19 protein-coding genes and 2 pseudogenes are annotated in these 21,320 nt (G+C 40.7%); 7 read left to right on the top strand and 14 right to left on the bottom strand.

The annotated features are described in order from the left end of the window. The first annotated feature begins 127 nt into the window (after window positions 1-127). Both Q1B03_RS13485 and Q1B03_RS13480 read left to right on the top strand, forming a co-directional pair. Window positions 128-625, top strand: coding sequence for a DinB family protein (locus tag Q1B03_RS13485; protein WP_299741952.1), 498 nt, complete (start codon window positions 128-130; stop codon window positions 623-625). A gap of 543 nt (window positions 626-1,168) precedes the next feature. Further along, window positions 1,169-2,402: pseudogene (locus tag Q1B03_RS13480) on the top strand (IS110 family transposase). 480 nt (window positions 2,403-2,882) lie between these two features. Here Q1B03_RS13480 and Q1B03_RS13475 read toward each other — a convergent pair. The 4 genes from Q1B03_RS13475 to Q1B03_RS13460 all read right to left on the bottom strand — a co-directional run bounded on the left by Q1B03_RS13475 (window position 2,883) and on the right by Q1B03_RS13460 (window position 5,676). Beyond that, window positions 2,883-3,698 carry a lipid II flippase Amj family protein gene (locus Q1B03_RS13475; RefSeq protein ID WP_299741949.1) on the bottom strand — a complete coding sequence of 272 codons (816 nt, stop codon included), beginning with the start codon at window positions 3,696-3,698 and terminating at the stop codon, window positions 2,883-2,885. Window positions 3,699-3,850: 152 nt separating this feature from the next. Then, the gene (locus Q1B03_RS13470; RefSeq protein WP_299741946.1) at window positions 3,851-4,609 is read right to left on the bottom strand and encodes a serine hydrolase; all 759 of its coding nucleotides are present in this window, start codon (window positions 4,607-4,609) and stop codon (window positions 3,851-3,853) included. 129 nt (window positions 4,610-4,738) lie between these two features. Further along, a complete protein-coding gene (locus Q1B03_RS13465) occupies window positions 4,739-5,011 on the bottom strand; it encodes a hypothetical protein (protein ID WP_299741943.1) in 273 nt (90 codons plus the stop codon). 98 nt (window positions 5,012-5,109) lie between these two features. Beyond that, window positions 5,110-5,676, bottom strand: coding sequence for a nucleotidyltransferase family protein (locus Q1B03_RS13460; RefSeq protein ID WP_299741941.1), 567 nt, complete (start codon window positions 5,674-5,676; stop codon window positions 5,110-5,112). Window positions 5,677-6,149: 473 nt separating this feature from the next. Between Q1B03_RS13460 and Q1B03_RS13455 the strand changes: the two genes are divergently transcribed. Together Q1B03_RS13455 and Q1B03_RS13450 are read left to right on the top strand one after the other, a co-directional pair. Beyond that, entirely contained in the window at window positions 6,150-6,983 is an 834-nt protein-coding gene (locus tag Q1B03_RS13455) for a YitT family protein (protein WP_299741938.1), read from the top strand. A gap of 197 nt (window positions 6,984-7,180) precedes the next feature. Then, entirely contained in the window at window positions 7,181-7,537 is a 357-nt protein-coding gene (locus Q1B03_RS13450; protein ID WP_299741935.1) for a hypothetical protein, read from the top strand. 107 nt (window positions 7,538-7,644) lie between these two features. Here the strand turns inward: Q1B03_RS13450 and Q1B03_RS13445 are convergent, their stop codons facing one another. Beyond that, complete coding sequence (locus Q1B03_RS13445) at window positions 7,645-8,403, bottom strand: MBL fold metallo-hydrolase (protein WP_299742671.1); 759 nt, start codon at window positions 8,401-8,403, stop codon at window positions 7,645-7,647. 117 nt (window positions 8,404-8,520) lie between these two features. On the opposite strand from Q1B03_RS13445, the gene Q1B03_RS13440 reads away from it, so the two are divergent. From Q1B03_RS13440 to Q1B03_RS13430, 3 genes and pseudogenes are all read left to right on the top strand, one after another. Next, window positions 8,521-8,934, top strand: coding sequence for an Lrp/AsnC family transcriptional regulator (locus tag Q1B03_RS13440; RefSeq protein WP_299741932.1), 414 nt, complete (start codon window positions 8,521-8,523; stop codon window positions 8,932-8,934). A 32-nt stretch (window positions 8,935-8,966) separates the two neighbouring features. After that, window positions 8,967-9,183 (top strand): annotated as a pseudogene (locus tag Q1B03_RS13435) (YitT family protein); the annotation flags it as partial. 154 nt (window positions 9,184-9,337) lie between these two features. Further along, window positions 9,338-10,363 carry a DUF3231 family protein gene (locus tag Q1B03_RS13430; protein WP_299741930.1) on the top strand — a complete coding sequence of 342 codons (1,026 nt, stop codon included), beginning with the start codon at window positions 9,338-9,340 and terminating at the stop codon, window positions 10,361-10,363. A 692-nt stretch (window positions 10,364-11,055) separates the two neighbouring features. Here Q1B03_RS13430 and Q1B03_RS13425 read toward each other — a convergent pair. From Q1B03_RS13425 to Q1B03_RS13385, 9 genes are all read right to left on the bottom strand, one after another. After that, window positions 11,056-12,219 carry a Ger(x)C family spore germination protein gene (locus Q1B03_RS13425; RefSeq protein ID WP_299741927.1) on the bottom strand — a complete coding sequence of 388 codons (1,164 nt, stop codon included), beginning with the start codon at window positions 12,217-12,219 and terminating at the stop codon, window positions 11,056-11,058. After that, window positions 12,216-13,307: a GerAB/ArcD/ProY family transporter gene (locus tag Q1B03_RS13420; RefSeq protein ID WP_299741925.1), complete on the bottom strand. Its 1,092-nt coding sequence runs from the start codon at window positions 13,305-13,307 to the stop codon at window positions 12,216-12,218. Before Q1B03_RS13420 ends, Q1B03_RS13425 begins: the two co-directional genes overlap by 4 nt. A 35-nt stretch (window positions 13,308-13,342) precedes the next feature. Beyond that, window positions 13,343-14,944: a spore germination protein gene (locus Q1B03_RS13415; RefSeq protein ID WP_341357443.1), complete on the bottom strand. Its 1,602-nt coding sequence runs from the start codon at window positions 14,942-14,944 to the stop codon at window positions 13,343-13,345. A gap of 226 nt (window positions 14,945-15,170) precedes the next feature. Next, complete coding sequence (locus tag Q1B03_RS13410; protein ID WP_299741922.1) at window positions 15,171-16,202, bottom strand: cyanophycinase; 1,032 nt, start codon at window positions 16,200-16,202, stop codon at window positions 15,171-15,173. Window positions 16,203-16,523: 321 nt separating this feature from the next. Further along, on the bottom strand, window positions 16,524-17,129 hold the full coding sequence (locus Q1B03_RS13405; protein WP_299741919.1) for an FMN-binding negative transcriptional regulator: 606 nt from the start codon (window positions 17,127-17,129) through the stop codon (window positions 16,524-16,526). Between the two features lie 19 nt (window positions 17,130-17,148). After that, complete coding sequence (locus Q1B03_RS13400; protein WP_299741916.1) at window positions 17,149-17,565, bottom strand: RidA family protein; 417 nt, start codon at window positions 17,563-17,565, stop codon at window positions 17,149-17,151. A gap of 46 nt (window positions 17,566-17,611) precedes the next feature. Then, window positions 17,612-18,133 carry a DinB family protein gene (locus Q1B03_RS13395; protein ID WP_299741913.1) on the bottom strand — a complete coding sequence of 174 codons (522 nt, stop codon included), beginning with the start codon at window positions 18,131-18,133 and terminating at the stop codon, window positions 17,612-17,614. A 213-nt stretch (window positions 18,134-18,346) separates the two neighbouring features. After that, on the bottom strand, window positions 18,347-19,528 hold the full coding sequence (locus tag Q1B03_RS13390) for a permease (RefSeq protein ID WP_299741910.1): 1,182 nt from the start codon (window positions 19,526-19,528) through the stop codon (window positions 18,347-18,349). A gap of 245 nt (window positions 19,529-19,773) precedes the next feature. Next, window positions 19,774-21,318, bottom strand: coding sequence for a CPBP family intramembrane glutamic endopeptidase (locus tag Q1B03_RS13385; protein WP_299741908.1), 1,545 nt, complete (start codon window positions 21,316-21,318; stop codon window positions 19,774-19,776). Between the last annotated feature and the right edge of the window lie 2 nt (window positions 21,319-21,320).

Here is a 21,320-nt window from a genome sequence, read left to right as displayed (position 1 = left end):
ATAAATACCGCCACTGGCCAGGATGTCGCGCTTTGTCATGATCGAAGAAAACCTCAGTCTTTAAAAGAAGCGTTCTCGTCACTCAACGTGCTACAATAATGTTGATTACATTAAGGGAGGAATAACCATGTTTACATCAAAAAATGATTTCTTACAAGAATGGAAACAAGAAGCAGCCGTAACCCAAAAGGTGCTCGATGCCCTGACAGACGAGTCATTGAAACAAGAGGTGGCGCCAGGCTTATACAGTATCGGAAGCGTCGCATGGCATATCACGGGAGCTACATACTACTTCCCTGCTCAGGTCGGGATCACATTCGAAGTGCCTGATCTTCGAAAAGATGCGCCGGTAACAGCAAGTGAAATCAGTGAAACGTATAAGTTGGTCAGTGATCGCCTGATCGAAGCCGTTTCTGAACAGGTGTCGGATGAGAAGATGAACGAGATGGTGAATCTGTTCGGCATGGAGATGCCGGTTCAGGGCGTATTCCGCCTGCTGATTCAGCATCAGGCCCACCACCGCGGACAGTTGACGGTTCTGATGAGACAAGCTGGTCTAAAGGTTCCTGGCGTGTATGGTCCAAGTAAGGAAGAAATGGAAGCGATGAATGCTCAGAAAAGCTAAAGAGTGATGAACAACCGGCCCCGGCCGGTTGTTTTTTTTGGACTGTCGGTGTCCGTATATGCCTCCCATCCTAAGTAAGACTATGCTGGAGTGATTTCGTTACAAAAAACCCCCTATTGAAAATCGTAACGGGTTCCGTTGAGGGAGGGAAAACCTTAAATCACACACCAATTAGCAGCAGAAATAACGAAAATAACGATGTAAATAGCACGATATTTAACAGTAAAAAACCCAGAGCAAATGACTCTGGGTTTTTATGTCTTTATTATCTTCTTATTCTGTTAAGCCCCCCTTTCGTATTATAAGGTCAGCAAGATATTTCTGGTTGACCATTTTTTATATCGATATATGATTACGGTAGCCGGGGTAGAACGGAAGCCCCCGTGGGACTTGATCCCGTCCATTAAACTGTTCGCCCCCTACTTGTAGAAACATGATTGAGGCTGGTTGGGACTAGGATCCCGTATAACAAGCGAAGCTATGACACTGCAAGATGGAGTTAGGGGTTACCGGCAAGTTTATTCATAAGGAGGAGATTTTAGAATGAATCCAGTCGTTGGTCTGGATGTCTCTAAAGGAGAAAGTCAAATTCAAGCATTCTTAGAAAAAGGAAAGCCTCACCGAAAGAGTTTCAGTATCCCACACACAATAGAAGGTCTTGATTGTCTAGTAGAGTATCTTGAAGAAATAAGGGGTTTTACTGGGATTAGACCTCCGGTCGTATTAGAATCTACAGGTCACTTTCACATTCCAGTCGTTCAATATTTAGAGGAGCGTGATTATCTATTAATTATTGTTAATCCCCTTGTCTCCTATAGAGCCAAAAGTTCAAATTTACGGAAGGTAAAAACCGATGTGATTGATGCCTATCACCTATGTGAGCTGTATTATAAGGAGGAGTTAGAGCCCTACAAAAAAAGAGGAATCCAACTCTTGAACCTTCGAAATCTCACAAGGCAACATGAGAACATTACCGAACTTCATGTACAGGCTAAATTACAATTCCAATCCCTACTTGATCAAGTTTTTCCGGAGTATAAAGGGGTTTTTGGCAGCTTATATTCAGTGGTATCACTACTGACGTTAAAGGAATACCCTTCTTCTGAGGATATATTAAGGGTTGACGAGAAAGCTTTCTGATAAGATAGCTGAATTATGTAAGTCTCGATCTAGAGCATGGGCAAAAGAAAAAGCTACTGAATTGAAAGAGGCGGCAGAGCGTAATCCAATTCAAAAAACACTTTATCAAAGCCATATCTTGAGCATGAATATGTATATTCATATGCTTCTACAGTATAAAGAGCATCTATCAAAGTTGGCAGCTGAAATAGACGCTCTCGCAAAAGAAGTAGAAGAATATGAACTTATAAAATCAATCCCTGGAATTGGAGAAAAAATCGCGGCAACGATTATCTCTGAAATCGGGGAGATTGAACGGTTTAGTCACCCAAAAAAGCTTGTAGCCTTCGCAGGAATTGATCCAAGTGTCTTTGAATCTGGCAAATTCAGAGCCACGATCAATCGCATAACCAAAAGAGGTTCAAGCCGTCTTCGCCAGGCGTTATTTATGGCGGTGAAGTGTGCCATTCGTGACTGTCGCAAAAAGAAAATCACCGATGAGGTTATCCCTCGAAACAAAAGATTAAGAGCCTTTTATGATAAAAAGCGAGACGAAGGGAAACCTTACAAAGTAGCCGTGATAGCCTGTGTAAACAAACTTTTAAGATGGATCTTTGCCATTTTAACAAGCAAAGAAGCTTTCCAAGATATAGATTAAAAGATAGACTTGTCCACTTAATACAAAACCTTCCATAACAAGCATAGTGGAAGGCTATTTGGTATGCCCAAATTTAGTGTAACATGTTTATTCTGAACTTTTCATTGAAAAATGTTGACAAACTATTAGCTGGTTTAATGGAATACTGAACTATTGACAAAGGTGGCGAAAGATATAATTGAACAGCCCAAAAATACAATGCCCCAAATTCTTTTTCTATCAATAATGAAAGTTTCAATACAATAAACTAACATAAGTAGCCCGAAAAACAACTGCAAAAATGGTAGAAGTTCGTTTCGATTAGATATTAGACCGTAGATTGAAAAGATAATTATTAAAAGTGCTATAACTTGTCTGCTTATTTTTATCAAAAAAACAACTCCTTTTAGTGGGGAAATTCCATTTTGTGTTAAATTCCCTTTACTTTAACAATCCAGGGGGCTGCCTGTTCAGCAAACGCCGCCTTTAATTGAATAACGATTACACAATAAATTTCGTAAACCATGCTATATATTTTGCTCCCCATATAAAAAACAATTGGGCAAGTATTGTGCCTAATAACCTTGAAGTTACCATCATTAACGACATATTTTTCAGCTTATTGTAACTTCCTCTTTGATTAACAACGTCATCTGCTATTACAGATATTTTCGGGTCTACAAAAATAACCAAGAGTATTGTTGCTATCCCATTTATTAAACCTGATGCCATAATAGCCGTAGAAGCTCTTTCAGGAGCTAATAAGGCTGCATATAGTGCAGATAATACACCGATAGTGTATATCGCTGTTATTATCATATTTACCAAAAATAGTCTTATTGGAATATCCTTAACTCGAGTATCCTGTAAGTATGAAAACTTCGGTAAACTAAAATGCGTTATGCCACGCTTTATGTATTCGAAAGAAAATATCCTTTTCATTAATGAAGGTACAGACCCTTTTTCCTGTGACAAATGAATGATTGCTCTTGAAAATAAAGCTATAAAAGTAGGAAGTAGTATTATTCCAAAAACTGTACCAACCGTTGATGCACCTATAAGAATTCGAAATTGAGTTTCTACAAATTCCAGAGCATTTTCTTTTGAAGCAGTATCGATCAGACTACCAGTGAATGGTTGTTGCATCATATTAGCAAGTCTTGAAACAATGACCATTATGTTAAAGAGAGATAATGCAGACGCTATCATTTTAACTCTTGCACCTGATAACCTTACTGCATAAGCAAGTGTTTCTATCGAATGGATGATAAAAATAAACAAAGCTATAAATAATAATTTTTCAGTTAAGAACTCCATAAAGTTACCTTCTTTTTCACATTTAATACCCTAATTTTACCACACTGTTCAAATTTCTTGTTGCACTAACCTGCCCCAATAATGAATAAGGACATAACTGGAGATCACCCATTGATCTTCAGTTATAGCCCCCTATAATTGAATAAAGCTGCTTACTGCTTCAAACATTCATCATATAATAACTCCATAGCTTCAATAATCTTACTGTCAGCAACTTGACTGTTAAATCTATTAGGTAAATTAATCGCACCTAATGCAAAGATATAAGGATTCTCATTAAAGTCACCCATTACTCCGATATCAACAGCAACATTCTCTAATCCACCAGTCATATGGTTCAGGCGATGTGCTGGTATATGTTTTATATCTCCCTTTTGTCTAACTAATCCATTAATAATAGGTGCCCATAACAGAGGTTGAGTTTTGTAACCTTGATAGATATGTATAATCAAATCGATCATTTCGTTTATTTGAGCCTTATTTTTAACATCCCTTGGGTTTTCAGTAACATTTATTGTAGGATAATAAGACTGAATGGACTGATTTAACTTTTCCCAGCCTCCACAAAAATTAACAATACATCTAGCTATATAGCTATCGTGACACGCAATCATTACTTCTACCGCCTCCCTCAAAGGAAGCGTACGTCTGTTTTGTAGATGAGGATAAAGTTCTTTGCTATCTTCTTCTGGATTAAATGATACTTCTTCAACAGTAGCGTCCCAATTAACCAAACCATCATCTACCCATTTTGCTACACAAAATGCTATTGCTACTTTTGCTACTGAGGCGAGGGGGCTTATTAGTTCACTATTTAAAGCGATAATTTGTTTCCTTTCTTTAGTGGAATATATAGTTATCCCTACTTCCCCAACATCTATTTCTTTAAGTTTTTCTATAACTTTATTCAATTTTTTCACCTACTTAGTATTTTCTTGACCTTTACACAAATATTCCATTAACCTGCCCAATAATTGAATAAGAGTAATAGGCGGATCAAGTTAGCTGATTTTCCGTTATTGCCCCCGTATGTATAATAACTAGAAAAATAAATAATATGATATTACAAATAACAAAATTATGGAGATGATGGCTCTAATCCACGTAATCTTTTTGCTTACTCCAGCTTTTTCTTCAAGGAAATTAACATAGTTCATTGTAAATATAAAACCAAATAATACTATTAGATATCCACCGTTATTACCACTATTGAGTCCTTCTGCAATATATCTCATTGCTGCTAAAGCAACCAATAACAATCCAACTGAGCCAAAAATCATATTGAGATATAATCTTTGTTTCCCTTCCCTCATCTAATCCCTCCATTAATCAACGTTGTTCAACATTCCTGTCCTTTACTTGAACAAATGGTGGCTGCTTGTTCAGCAAAGGCCCCCTTTACTTGAAGATGCTAAATGTGATGGACCTTAATTTTGTGCCAGATTGCTTTCCAATTTTTCTTAATAATGCGTTCCTCATATATTGCAATTCTTTCTTTGGTCTCTTGAAAATATGGTGTCGGCTTCAACTCTAAATTTAATACATCGTCTATACCACAAGGAGCAGTAAGAATTAGTCTGTTATTCTTGTCTATTTTCACTCCAAGAGCAGTTGCTGTCTCTGGAAACTTAGAAATAGCATCTTCTGAAGAAATATAAGGTGGAATGTCATTTATAACGTGCATTCTTGCTTCATTTTTAACAGACCAAGGTATATCAGGAAGGATTTTTCTTAATTCTGCTTCCAATTCTTTTTCAGTGTTCTCATCAATGTTTTTATCATCAAAATATATAACATCCACATCTGGAGCATTTGTTCTATTTTCAAACCCGTGTAATACATCCCAAATTTTAGAACGTACAAATCCTGCACATATCCACCAATCTGGCAAATCTAGTTTACTCGCAGCCTTAACTATTTCCATCATTCTTTTATCATTTTGAATTAACTTTACTACATCTTCTTGGTTCTTCAACATCCAATCTCCCCCTTTATTCACGAACGTACATTCCCATTGTATCACAATGAAACAATAAAGGGAGATTATTCCATTAAACTGCCCGTTAATGGAATATCCATTATTTACAATTGTATCACATAATGCCTCACCAAAGTCTCATTTCCGCAAGAACAGGTTGCGAATTGACAAGTCCTTTAGCACCCTAATTAGCACCCATTTTTTTGCTGTACAATAATTATTGTACGCTTGTTAATTAAGGTGTTATTTGAAGTGCTAATTCACCCCCGAATTTGATGAAAACATTGATATAACAATAAATAAAGCAGGTCTAATCCGTATGCGAATTAGCCTGCTATTTATAGTGCTATTTGCTATTTTCTCTCCCTGAACGGAACCCCTTATGAAAATCGTACGGTGTTTGAATATTTTTTTCCATAAAAATCCCCCGTGTGATATAGTATCCTAGTATTCAACTGGAACGGGGTGATGAAATGAATTCAACAACGAAAGAAATCACACTGATCATTATTGGCTCCTTATTCTTTGCCCTCGGGGTGAACTTGTTCGCCATCCCGAATGAGCTTGGGGAAGGCGGCGTGACCGGTATTTCCATGACTCTCTATTATGTATTGGGATGGTCTCCCGGCATCACCAACTTCGTCATGAACGGAGTCCTCTTAGCGATCGGTTATAAAGTGTTAAATAAACGCGTGACATGGTACACCATGCTTGCCATTTTCTTTACCTCCCTCTTCATTCACTTTACGGAAGGCATGGGGAACTCCGTCGACATCATGCTCGGGACGGTCTTCGCCGGTGTATTCATCGGTCTCGGACTTGGACTTGTGCTGCGTTCAGGAGGGACCACGGGTGGATCCACCATCATTGCCCGCATGCTGAATCAGCATTTCGGATGGGCTGTCAGTACGTCGATGTTCGTGTTCGATATCCTTGTCGTCCTCGGTTCGGCGTTTGTCATAGGGATCGAGAACACGATGTACACGGGAATATCCATCTATATCAGTACGAAGATCCTCGATTACCTGATTGATGGTTTCGATACACGTAAGGCGGTCACGATCATTTCCGAGCATACCGTCTCCATCGCTGAGAAAGTGAGCGAAGAAATGGACCGTGGCGTGACCATCATTAATGCAAAAGGCCACTATTCGAAGGAATCGAAGGATATCCTGTACGTAGTGATCAATAAGCAGGAGCTCTTCCTCTTAAAGAAGACGATCCAGCAAATTGATGAGAAAGCCTTTGTTGTGGTCCATGATGTGAGGGATGTGTTTGGGGAAGGATTTACGTTTCCGAAGACGTAAGAAGTTGTGTCTGGCCCGTGGCGGTTGCCGCGGGCTTAGTTTACTTGGTCCAGCTCACGCAGGGATTGTATTCTTACTCTTTAAATCGGAGGAAACGACACTATTATCGTTCATGTAGGTGTTTTCCCTTTACTTGGATAGGAGGTAAAAAGAATGATGGTTTCATATAGGTATAAATAAGGAAAAAAGGTGATTGAATGCTGCCAAGTACCATCCGATTAAAAGGATTCACAAGAGAAAATAGACATGAAATGATTGATTATGCCGTTAGCAGCATATCAAAATGTTCAGGTTGGGTGACCAATCATACGATGTATTCAAATAAAATGATTGTGATCAGTTTTGAAATAGAAGCTAGAGGAATAAGGGAGTTAGTGCATTCACTTAATCAAAACGGGCTGACCCTCTTCGAAGAGAGCAACGAAATCATGAATCAATTCCCCGAAATTAGTGTAAAGGCTCATGCAGACAAAGAAATAAAGGGTTCAATCAATCTAACCTTTATCAATGACGAGCCAAGTACAAGAAATCATATTCCTGCTATTCCGGGATAATGGTCTTACTCATTTCTGCTCCTTCATTCCAATGGGGATAAAAAAGAGCAGCATACTTAAGGGATGGTTCCCAATCTTGGGTCCTCTCCCTTGAGCTTTTCCGACTTCTAAACTACAATCCACTCTCCATCATCCGGTACAAGGACGTTTCCTTCTATTTTCTTCTCCTTAAGAATTCCAGCCAGTTCATCTCTTGACAACATACAATGATTCAGGGACTCCATGTGTACGACAATGACTTTTGCTTCGGGGGCTGCCTGATGTGCAGCTAGAATATCTTCACTTGCCATTGTAATCGGACCGCCTTCCAGGAAATGTGCTGCACCTCCATTCACGATGATCACTTCGGGTTGATGAGTGTCGATCGCTGCTTCGACCTCAGCACACCAGACCGAATCACCTGCGATGTATAGGCTTTGTTTGTCAGGATGCTTAAAAACAACCCCTGACACTTCTCCTGTAAATTGGGTGATTTCACCCCTGCCATGTTGACCGCTCGTTTTTATGAGTTCGATCCCTTCAAACAAGGTCGTTGTTCTCAATTCTTCCACATTCAGAAAGCCTTTCTCCCGGATGGTTCCTGCATCCTTTTCGTTCTGTGCAAACACTTTTATTTCCTTAGGAAGAGCATTGATGGCCGCTTCATCGAAATGGTCGGGATGTAAGTGCGTCACAATGACCGCGTCAACGTCTATCACATCTTCAACTGCAATGGGAAGACCCACGAGCGGGTTGGCACGGTCTTGATTAGGTGTATTCGGGAATGGCGGCATGGATTCTTTTTCAGCGAAGAAAGGATCGATCAGAAATCTCTTTCCAGCGAACTCCACCACCATGGTCGCGTTTCGTATCAGTCGTAAATTCATCATTCTTTCCTCCTTCTATTGACTTCACCTATAGTATAAAATAGGGAGGATGACCGATACATAGAAGAAATCAAGTGTTTATCGGATTCGACTTGAATAGTGAAAGGATGGGTCGGGATGCTGGATGCCACGGATAAAAGGATTCTCGAAGAACTGTCCAAAAATGGACGGATCACCATGAAAGAGCTGGGAGCCAAAGTTCATTTGACAGGACAGGCGGCTTCCACCAGAGTATTGAAGTTGGAAGAAGAAGGAATCATCGAAGGGTACACAATCAAGGTCAATGACCGGAAGACAGGTTATTCCGTTCATGCCTATATCAATATTTATACCAAAAGCCTTCATCATGAGCCGTACCTCACCTCTCTAGACAAGTTTCCTCAGTATGTCATCCATAACTATAAAATCAGCGGGGAAGGCTGCTACCTCCTTGAGTGCAAATTCCCCTCACACGATGAACTCGATGACTTCATCACCAGGTTGACGGAATATGCAAACTACAAACTATCCATTGTCATCAACAAACACTAAACACCCGCCAAAGGTCCGTCCCTCATCACGCTATTAATGCAAGGGGTCATTATTCAAATGAGTCAAAAGACATTTTGTATGTTGTCATTAATAAACAAGAGTTATTTCTCTTAAAGAAAAACGATCCAACAAATTGATGAGAAAGCATTTGTGGTTGTCCATGGTGTGAGGGATGTGTTTGGGGGGAGGATTTACGATCACGAAGACATAAGAAATAGTGTCTGGCCCGTGGCGGTTGCCGCGGGCTAGTTTTGATTGTCACCACCTTATCCGTTCTATGAGCCGGTTTTCACTCTTTAGGAGCCGCTTTTCAACTTGGTCAGGGTCTGCAGTGAAATTAAATCAAATAATATGGTTTGTATATGTAAAGAATAGTAATAACCTTTCCCAACGGAGGATAACCATGTCAACAGACAAATCAATCAAATTAACTTCGGCTGAAATTGCCACCCTTTGGTCTGCTTATATGAACGACACCATGGCTCACTGCATCTTAGAATATTTTTATGTTCATGCAAAGGATCGAGAAATACGTCCGCTTGTTGGATATGCAAGAACCCTTACAAAAACACATATTGAGAAAATCACTCTTATTTTTAAAGATGAAGGGTTGCTCATACCTAATGGATTTGCTATTGAAAATGATGTTAATTTAAATGCACCTAGGTTATATACGGATGAATTTATGTTAACTTTTTTAGACCTTATGTCAAAATCAGGGTTAATTGCCTATGGCGGATTTATTTCAATGGTTTCTCGAAAAGACATAAGAGCTTATCTAATTGAACAATTACATGAGACAACAAAATTGTTTGACGCATGTACGGATGCCGCTCTTCTTAAAGGGCTATATGTTAAAGCACCTTATATTGCATATCCAACTAGAAACGATTTTGTCGACAATAAATCCTATTTATCTGGTTTTTCCTTTTTTAATAAGGAACGTCCTTTAAATGCTATTGAAATTTCATATTTATTTATGAACATTAAAACCAATGTACTTGGAACAAAGCTCGCAATAAGTTTTGCTCAAACCTCGCCTCGTCAGGATGTCCAAAAATGGATGTTGCGAGGAAGCGATATTGCAAAAAAGCATATTGAGATATTTTCAAAAAAATTATTGGATAATAATTTACAATCTCCTATGTCTTCAGACGTATCCATTACAAACGAGACGACTCCACCTTTTTCAGATAAGTTAACATTATTTCTTATGACTTTTTTAAGCGCCTCTGGGGTGGGTAATTATTCAACTGCAGCAGCTGCTAGTCAGAGAAATGATTTAGTTCTTATCTATGAAAGACTCTCATTGGAAATAGGACAATATGCAAAAGACGGTGCAGATATAATGATTAAGAATAAATGGTTGGAAGAACCACCAGGTACAATAGATAAAGACAAGTTGTCTAAATCCAAAGATCCTGAGTAGGGAATTATTAATCTTTTGCCCGGGCGACTATAAGTCCTTTCCTTTGACTTAAAGAGTCCATTCAAATAATTTTTCAGAATTTAAGAGAGGCTGGACAAAAGTGTATTAGTCTAAGTAAAACCCGAACAAATCTGTTTCCTGGAAGGTGGATTTGTTCGGGTTTATTATTTATTTCGATACATTGGATTTTAGCTGTTTCCAGCGGTTGATTGGAGTGCAAGACGAAGACTCCTGCGGGAAAAAGCTTATGTGAGACCCCTTAGCTGAGGAGGCTCACGGGCTACCCGTGGAAAGCGTAGTCTTGCACGGAAATCATTAGCGTATTAAGAAACTACACTTCTATTGTTATTCTTTACATCGTGGCACTTTAGTTTTGTCCCAGGCTCTTTCTGTTCACCAATGTAGTATTTAAAGGGATTACCTTATACTTGGTTCCATCCTTTTGAGATTTTCTTAATGGAATTCGTCTTAGAAAGGACAACCTTAACCTAATCCGATTGATAAATAACTTAACCAAGAATATCTTATTTCTTTCACAATACTTCCTCCTATTCCATCCATTAACCGTTGCATCTAAATTCCTTTCCCTATTCTGTACGGAACAGGGCCAGTTTCTCTTCAATAAAACTTTACATAGCCTGGCATAGCTGCAATTTACGGTAGGAAATTCATTTTCATTTATAAAGCTTGTATTATTCACTTATATTCATATTCAACGAAGAAACTCCGACATCGACTTGATAATCGATGTTTGCTTGACTGAACATATGGTCCCAGTCCTCTTTATGAGTTTTCCAATAGTCCGGGTGTTGAATTCTAACGTATTCGTGAAAATCGATGACGTCCACTTTCAAGTCCTGTTGGATTTTCTCTAAGCTATTTTTTATTTGTTCTTTGATTTTTTCTTCTATTTGTTTTTCCAGATCCTTTATATTTTCTTTCTTTGTGAGTTCATCCGTTTCTGCGATCAGTTCAGATATGTGCCCGCTTACTTTAGTATCAACTTGAAAGGAAATTCGTCCATTCTCTAGTAGAGGTTTGACTTTGCTATTGACGGTTTCCAGCTCATACGTAATCGTTTTGTTGCTGCCTTCTTCCTTTATCTTTACGATTCCTCCCTCTGTTAAAGCTGTTAACCAATTAATCCCGACCAGTTCTTCTTCATTTAGAAATCCGATTTGAGTTAGTGTATCCCCTTTTATAACAGCTGCACCGGTGAGGATGACTTCGTTATTTTTCTTCTCAATATTTTGTAACAAGAAGCTAGATTTCGCCTCCATCGTTGCATTAATCTTGGATAAAGTCATGGGCTCGATCAGCTTATTCGATTTTTCAATATGGTCTGAAATATCCTTTATATGCACCGAAGGGATTTCATTCGTTTCCGTGTTCATGATGTCCCTGGACAGTCCATCCGTTACCATGATCAAGCAACTCATCCTTGCTTCGGGATCACGAATGAAGAAATCCAATAATTCTCTGATATTTCTTTTTTGGGCTATTGCACTGCTTAATACAACCAGTCTTTGATGTTGCCCGTTCAGAGTGTTTTTTCGTTTTAGTAACACTTCCCGTGCAGCCTCGAGTAATGATTCACCTGTTTCATTCACATTAACAAAAGGCTTAGCATTACCAGAATATGTGTTTGAGGATTGATTGCCTGATACATTCACAAGTTGAAAGGTCACATTCATTAAATCCTCTTCTGAATACTCATACTCATGACTATTCCCTTGCCCCTCATCGATCCCCACGCCCAATAGAAGGTCCAATTTTTCAATATCCTTAGAACTCCAACATCCTGTCAACAGTAGAACAGTGAGTAAGAGGATGAGAAGATATGCAATAGGCTTCAATTGAATTTCCCCCTTAAGAAAGAGAGCGCTAATAATAGGATTGGCAGGACACCAAATAAAACGATGGCAGCATTTCCAAGGTAATCTCCCAATGCGAATAATTGGTGGATATCATTCGGGACCATCGAGATGATCAATACGATGGGAAGAAAGATTAGCAGAAACACTTTTATGTCCTTATTAAATAATTGTGACATACCAAGAGAGGCAACATAAAGCGTGATGGAGATTGTAGCGAATATTTGTAGGATCCATACAATCAAAAATAACGAGTCAAAGCGTTCAAAAAAGATGCCTGGAAATTCAAACGAATTGATGAGAGAAATAGTCGGCCAAGCGAGATTACCCACCCCATCTATTGATAATGCACCTATGACTATAACGACTGTAACCAGGTAAAAAATCATCGGTAGTAACACTCCAATAAAGACAATCTTTCTCCCTTTCTTAGGTTCCGTTAAATAGGCCGATAAAATAATCATTAACTCAATCCCAATATAGGAAAGTGAAGTTGTCTTAACGCCTTTTAACACGGGGAGGATTCCATCTCCCATAACAGGGCGCAGATTATTGATTTCAAATAAACCTAAGCTCATGGTGGCAATTAAGATGAAAATGATGACGGTAAGGGGAAAAATCACCTGGAACACACGGGCAATGGAATTAATTCCATCCGTATTTAAGTAAAAGGCAAGCCAAAGAAATAATACAATTAATACTTGAATGGGAGTCCCCTCGAGTAGATAGGTTTCGGTTACTTCAGCCATAACCCTGACTTCAAAGCTGGTGAGTGTAAGGAAATAAAAAATCATCGTTACCCCAAGGATGATACTGATTACTTTCCCGACAATTTCTCTACTATATTGAAAAAAGGTTTTATCAGGATATCTGTTGTTAAGAATTAAAATGATCATCCCTGCCAGGATGGGAAAAATACTGCTGATGATAATCGTTATCCAGATATCGGGCGTTCCTACTTCAGCAGCTGCTGTCCTTGGCAGCGTTAATATTCCGACCCCAAGAACATAGTTAATGATGAGGATGATCGCTTGAGTAGGACTGATTCGTTCCTGTTGATTCATGTTCATTCATGACAAGTCCTTTCAATAAGTAAAGTCCATGACTAACCTTTTCTCATTTTGTCCCCAGGCTTCAGAATGTCGGGTCTCTTTTTCATTGATTGGATCGGCAATCTGATTAAAAAGTCTTTCCAATCACTAACTTGGTACGGTACCGCAGGACCGAGGAACGGGACTCCAAAGCTTTTTAACCGGACAAGGTGAATACAGAAAAAAAGGAAAAAGACGATGGCACCATAGAGTCCCAGAGTAGCAGCTAAAAACATGGCTATAAATCGTAAGATACGCAATGAAATACTTAACGTATATTGTGGGAGTGAAAAGGATGAGATGGCCGTTATAGCCACAACAATGACTGTAACCGGACTAACGATACCTGCTTGCACCGCAGCTTCTCCAATCACAAGACCCCCGACGATCCCAATCGTTTGGCCGATGGGTTTTGGCAAACGCAACCCTGCCTCCCTTAAGATTTCAATCGAAACTTCCATTAACAGAACTTCAATGAGAACAGGAAAGGGGACTCCTTCACGAGAGCCGATAATGGAAATGGCCAGATTCGTTGGAATCAATCCCTGATGGAAAGAGACAAAGGAAATATATAATGCGGGAGTGAAGACCGATATGAAAGCAGCCGTATATCGTAATAACCGAATCAATGAGCCGGGAATCCAGCGATCATAATAGTCTTCTGGTGATTGCAGATACATATTGATGGTCACTGGAGCAATCAAGACAAAAGGGGTACCATCCAGCAATATACCCACTCTCCCCTCAGACAATGCAGCAATCACCCGATCAGGTCGCTCCGTGCTTTGAATTTGCGGAAAGAGTGAGAAAGTACTCTCTTCCATAAATTCCTCAATATATCCAGATTCCGGTACATTATCGATGTGAACCGATTCAATCCTTTCCTTCACGTTCTGTAAGATGGTCTCATTGGCAATGCCCTCTATATAGGCGATGACCAGTTCCTTTTTAAATCGTTCCCCTACCTGGAAGCTAATGAACCTGAGATCCTTATTTACACCAGCTTTTCTTAGAATGGCTTGATTATCATTAATATTTTCATTAAAACCGGTTCTGGGACCTCTCACCACCTGCTCGGTTACCGGTTCTTCAATACTACGATCTTTTGATTCACTTGTTTTTAAAATGATTGCCTTAGGAGATTTCTCATGAAGCAATGCTGTTTCCCCTCTTAATATATAGGAGGTGATTGTATGTATATCCGTTTCCTCATGACATTCACTCACAGGAAGCATTTCTTTAAGTGAATATGGGATCCTCTCTTCATCTATCGTGTTGAACATAAGAGGTTCCAAAATATTATTATTAATAATGGCTGTGTCCACTAACCCTCTCGTGAAAATGATCGAAGCTCTTGAATCATTCATGGAAAATTCACGTGTTATGATATCATTATTTTCTCCCAGCACTTCATTGATCATCGATACATTCTCAGTTATATCGCTTGTCATCATAAGGGTTGATTCCATCTGTTTTGGCGAGCCGGGTTGATACAATGCACCAGTAAGGAAGGTCTTTATTTTCATAATGATAATGGGTACGATCAATGTAACCATTGCGTAGATGTATACATTGAAATCAGGAAGGAACCTTATCACCTTATTGAGAAAATCCACTAAACAACCCTCCTAAACAAGCTTGCTTTCACCTAGTTTCCCTTTCCATTCAAGAAATTATTCCCATACTGATGAGGCACATATTCGTTGCTGGAAAAGGTGGTGAATAAGGAACATCTCACTACAAGGAAAATGGGATAAAATGAAAAAAATCCCCCGATTTCGTCGGAGGACTATCAAAAAAAGCGATGAAACTATATATACCCTTTATAAACGCTCTATTCGATTACTTGCCGTATATATTTCCCGTCGTTGACGTCAATACACCATTCTGAGCACTTAATTTATATGGAACACCATTATTGCTCGACCAAGATGGGAAAGAGAAGGTGTCACCTGTTTCTAACTTGATCATTTCGATGTCTTTCATGGTCAATGGTGAGCTGTAGCCGCTCGTTGGTGCACTGGTTGAACGTGCTACGTATACAGCTGCATCCGTGCTTCCCGGTTGCGATACGACTCTTGCGGAACCGTCTGCTTCCACTAATAAAGCAGTCTGCTCGTTAACGGCTATCCCTTTTGCTTGTGTCGTCCAGCCGTCCATGATGTTACGGGCCATAAAGCCGACAAATCGCCCCATGCGGTCACGCTGTTCAAAATGGGTGTCCGTGATGGTACTTGTTAAGTACGAGTTATCCAAAAAGTTGCGTGTGAACGTCATGTACCGATTCCCTGGATTGCTTAATGCTTCGTCTGAGTAAACCGAACCGTTTTCCGCATCATACACGAACTGTCCTTGAATCGCGAGTCCTGCACTCGTACCACCTATTGGGACATCGTAAATTGAAATGAGATCATTCAATGTATCTTCCAGTGGGGTATTGATGATATAGTCTACATATAAAGACTGATCCCCACCGGCAAAGAATACAGCCTCTGCCCTGTATACTTTATCTAGTACAAAGGAATCGTACGCAGCATTCCGATTATTCAATACAATGGTTTCCACCGAGTCGAGGGGAACACCATTCCTTGCGGCTAAGTCGTAAATATATTGATTATACCCATCATCACCAGAAGTACGCAGTACGACAAAGTCTCCACCGTTTGCCTTCTCCGCCATCCATAGCATTGCTTCGTCCACATCCGTCGAACCACCCATCAAGTTGATCCCATACGTTGTTGTACGACTAATGTTGGTCGTATCCCCATAGCCGTAATATGTATGGTCCCCACTTGCAGCCTCAGCAGGCGCATGAGCCGCCAATAATCCCACCGACAAACCAATCGTTGTTGCCATTTTCCAAAATTTCTTCATGTTTCTTGCACTCCCCGCATTTCATAATTTGCAGAGACGTATCAGATTGTCCCTGCACTCCATACAAATGCAAGTTTTATGCCAATTTTAAATATTGTTAATTTTCAGTATTATTAGAAGTTTATTTACTTTTTTAGTGGCTATTGGGTTATTTCTAATAAAAACATTTAACCCCTATAAACCCAATGAACCTTACATTCTATCAAATAAATGCATTAAGTCTTAAAGCCCAATTTTCTTATAATAAAGAAGAAAGATAATCAAACTAATCGGAGCAGAAACGCTGGCTAAGCCACACCATGTTACCAAAGCATTAACCTATCACTTTTTTAAATTCGCCTTCATCCAGGCTGCAATCTGTTGCTCATCCGTATGTGGAATTTTTTCAAGTTGATGGATCACCCGCTCCTGTCGTTGCAATGAATGATTTTGACTTAACTTCGCTTTTCCTTCTACCTTATTGATTTTCATTTTGAAACCTTGAACTCCCTTGCTCAAGCCAGCGAGATACTCAGCACCTGCATCCTGTAATCTGTATGGACTGTCAGGAGCTTCATACTCCATTACCATATCATGGAACGAATCCATCAACTCATTTTCGTCCTCCAGAAGCTCGACTTCTCCATACGCATGAACGGTCACGTAATTCCATGTCGGCACTGCTTTCCCGGTCTCATACCAGGATGGGGAGATATAACAATGAGGACCATGGAAAACAGCCAGGACGGTTTGGTTTTCAATATCTTTCCACTGGGGATTCGGACGGGCGAAGTGTCCGTATAAGTACTTCCCGTTTACTATTAACGGTATATGAGTGGCACACGGCAACCCATCGTGTTGAGAAAAAAGAGTGGCAAAACTATGTTCTTTCATGATTTCGTAAGCCACCGATTCATCTATGATCTTAAAATCTTTTGGAATATACATGATCCTATCCTCCTTTCAGCTATACATTTGTTCGTTTCTCAACTGCTGCTATCGCTTCTATTTCTACCAATTGATCTGTGTACCCAAGTACAGTCACTCCTGATAACGTACTCGGGACGTCATGATCCCCAAACTCTTTTCTTATCGCGTTCCAAGCCGTCACTAAATCAGACTGAATTAAAGAAGCTACAAGAACCCGGGTATATACGACGTCTTTCAAGGAGGCACCACTCTCCTTCAATACTTCCTTCATATTCTCCACACACAGTTTGGCTTGAAGTTCGTAATCATTGATATAAGGAACTTCCCCTTCTTTGTTAAGAGGACAAGCCCCTGCTAAAAACAGGAGATCCATGTCCGAAGGTACTCTTGAAGCGTATGCATAATCAACATTGGCTAAATGGGCTGATTGAATCATTGATACTTTTTTGTTCATGTTGTTCCCTCCATTTATTTTGATGAATCCGAAGACTCACTCATGTTTAAGAGTTCAATACCCCTAAATATTCCTTCCATGGCCCCACATCTTCCATATAACGATTGGAAAACACCCTTACAATTTGAGAAAGGTGGGTCAAATCATGGACTACCCAAGTGGAGATGAGTTCACGGGCACTGACCCTTCCGAAAGCAGGATGCATTCCCGTTGCATCAAGGGAATACCGAGCCGCTAACTCTTTTAACTCATTCACATTCGTTGCTCTCTGCGAAGCAAATTCCATGATCTTCTCCTCAAGACTTTTTGAAGCGCCCTCTTCTAAATGAGAAAAACGATCAAAAACAGGAAACACCGTACTTTCCCCCTCTTGAAAGATCATCTTCAATCTCGGAATCCAATTATGCTTCTCCCCTTCGATTAAATGCTCCACAACTCCAATGGCATTCCAGGTCCCTTCCCCTTCATCACACTCCAACCATCCTTTTGACAAACCGGTAAGGAAATATTCAAGGGTCTTTGGGGTTCTCTCCAAAACCTCGATTCCTTCATTTAATTCAAAGTTCATAAGCTTTCCCCCTCTATTCAATTTCTCAAGTGAAAATGTGAGGACATGCTGTTTCACCCTCCCCTTCTTCGCGGTTCCCATGATTAGGAGTGAATCCTATTAATCTCTTAAGGTAAGTTCGACGTGAGGGAATAAATCCCTTGTTCTATTCGGTAGGTATCCGACACAAAAAAATAGGCTGCCCGCTTATCACGGGCAACCTAACTGAACGAATCACACAAAATGCACCACAGTCCCAACCACTAAATATCCAATACAAATATACGTTACGATCGTCTTCACTTTCGAGTCACCTTCCATGTTCATCATCGAATGGTGATGACCGGATTTCATGAACAGTCGATTCAAATAGATGGACACCATCGCAACGATGGCAAATACGATGTTTAACCAAAACGTGTAATCGATTTGAAAGGGTGATTCATTCATCACTTGTTTGGCGTTTTCCGGGATCAATCCGATGACCGTAAACGCATAATGCATCCCCATCGCAGTCAGGATGATTGATAAATAGAAGATACCTGCAATGTATAATGCCGTTTTTAAGCCATAATACTTCTTGTGGACCGCCACAATCGGTGGCACGACCAAATCAGAATAGATGAATGCCATGATTCCTGCAAAGGCCACTCCACTGGAAGCGAGGATTGTGGCAATGGGGATATTCCCCATTGACCCGATAAAGGTGAGCATGGCAACGATCGGCCCGATCAGTGCATTTTCCAGCACCTTTAAAAATGAGTCCGGCTGATCGGCGAGGAAGAACATTTTCCAAGTATCTTCTGATATGAATGTTGCCATGATCCCCGCAATCGTAAATCCAATGGTAATCTCTTTCCACACCATTTGCCAATTCATCACAAATTCATGTCCGACCTGATACCAGCCCTCTTTGGTCTTGATTTTCTCTTTCCAGTTGAAGCCTTCTTCGTCTCCCTCATCGTCCTCCACATGATCCTTTGCTTCCTCCACCAGCTTCTTAGGATAGGTGGCTTTCACAAGAATCCAGGTAATAAAGATCAGAACGATGCCCCCGATCATCTCTGCAACCACAAATTGCCACCCTAGAAAGATATAAATAAGTATGCCTAATTCAATCACCAGGTTGGTAGAAGCAAATAGAAAGGCAAGGGTCGGAATAAAATGGGCCCCTTTTTTGAAAAGATTCCGCCCTGCTGCCAGGGCTGCAAAGGAACAGGAGGAACTGATCGCCCCGAATAGTGTGGATAACCCAACGGAGTTCAAACTTGGATTTCCCATATACTTGACCATTTTATCCTTCTGTACAAAAGCCTGAATCATGGAGCTGATTAAGTATCCAAGTACGAATGCCCAACCGGATTTCCAGAAATACCCCAGTGAGGTCTTCGCAGATTCGCCAATCAATTCTAACAAATGACCATCTCCTTTTCTGTAATCGATATCTGCTATAGTTCATTGTTACCCACTAATTATGCAGAAACATTGCATTTTGCATGAAAAAGGGGATGTGATTCCCATCACGGTTGTTGTACATTACCACTAACTGTTTTTTGTAACACTTCAAATTCATAAAAAAATGCCTGCCCCGTTGCGTTCTTACACTAACGCAACGGGGCAGGCATCAAAATGGGGCCATGGGACCTGTCCGCATGGCTCCCTCACTCCACCACCCGCGGCCCAACCACATGGAGCACAATATCCGCTGTGAAATGAGCGATCATGGCGAATTCAAGTCCCACAAAGACGAAGAGTGCCCCGAACACGAGACCACCAATGCCGTTGATGACGAGCATGCTGATGAAGAGACCGAGAGTCATATCGAAATTGGACGCCGCCACACCATAATGCATGATGCCGAAGATTAAGCTAGCAACGATGATGGCCGTCCATTTCTTAGCTTTTGTCACCGTTCCTTTGAACATCTTCACCTGCAGCCATATGAGCAGCGTGACCAGGAACAGACGGAAAATCGATTCTTCATTCACGGCCGCTCCGAATGACCCCAATGTCCCGAGCCACCAAGTGGGTTCATTGAGTGAAGAATTGTCCACTCCGAGGGGCTTCGATACGATCAGGCTGAAGATGCTGATGACCACACCTGCGAGTACCCCATAGAGGGCGGATTTCATGACCGGTTTTCTAAAAGAATGAAGCGGTTGGTTCTTGTTGAAAAAGGATTCTATGATCGGTGCCTTGAGCTTCACCTTCTTTGCGAGCCACAAAGCGATGAATAGCAGGATTCCCGCTTCCAGCAGCACCTGAATGACGTAATACAGGGTGAAGGACAGCTTGCTTAGTCCCATGACTTCATGAAGGTTCTCCCGCTCCATCGCATAGGGGGAAATCGCCAAAGCTCCCAGTATGTTCAGGACAAGTAAGGTAAAATAGACCTTCCAGTTGATAAAATTCGGTCTTTTCCCCTCATAAGCGGCAGCGACCAATCGATCACCTTCCGTGTCTTCACTTTCTTCATAGCTGTCCACCTTTTCCCTGAGATCCATGATGAACTGTTCCGGGTTGTCCATCGATATCAAAGCTTTCTTTACTATTTTTTTCTGGCCGAAATATCCTCTGGCGTAAATGGGTTCCTTGAAGGTGACTTCATATTTCAGTTCATCCATCATGCCGAATACACGGGTGAACACCCTTGGAAGCATGCTGACATGGTAGGCATTTTTCTCGTGGATGATGCCGCCGCCCTTGCTATACTGCGTCCTTGCCGGTTGGATGGTGTCGACATCCCTGATATGAAAGGTCAGTGACCTTCTTACCCCGATGTTCATGACAACTTTGTTCCCTTTCAGGATGATCGGCGAGTTCCTGACTAAGTTGTAGTCCCCCAGCATGTAGAGGATGCTGTAGACATGCAGCACAACCAGGATATTTGCCCTGAGGGGATCGATTTCTTTTAAGTAGATATGAAAGACAATACCTTCAATCACCTGTTCATGAAGGAGCGCGATGAACAGCCAGAAATAATTCGATCCTTTGTGATAATAATAGCTCTGGATTCCTTTATCATTGCCTTTCTTCCTCTTCCATTTAAACAAGGCATAGAAAAGAATGATCCACTCTTTTTTCAGGATGGTCATGAACGGGTTGCTGTCCATGTCCCCCCTTCTGTATTTCACAAACAGGATGACGGCACCGACCTCCGCCAGAGTGATGAGTATGATGATTGAGATGATCAACTGAGTATCCATCT

Origin of the sequence: uncultured Rossellomorea sp., from assembly GCF_947488365.1 — a bacterium.
Classification (GTDB): domain Bacteria; phylum Bacillota; class Bacilli; order Bacillales; family Bacillaceae_B; genus Rossellomorea.
The sequence above is the reverse complement of the archived record's forward strand: the minus strand, read 5'-3'. Positions and strand labels throughout refer to the sequence as shown.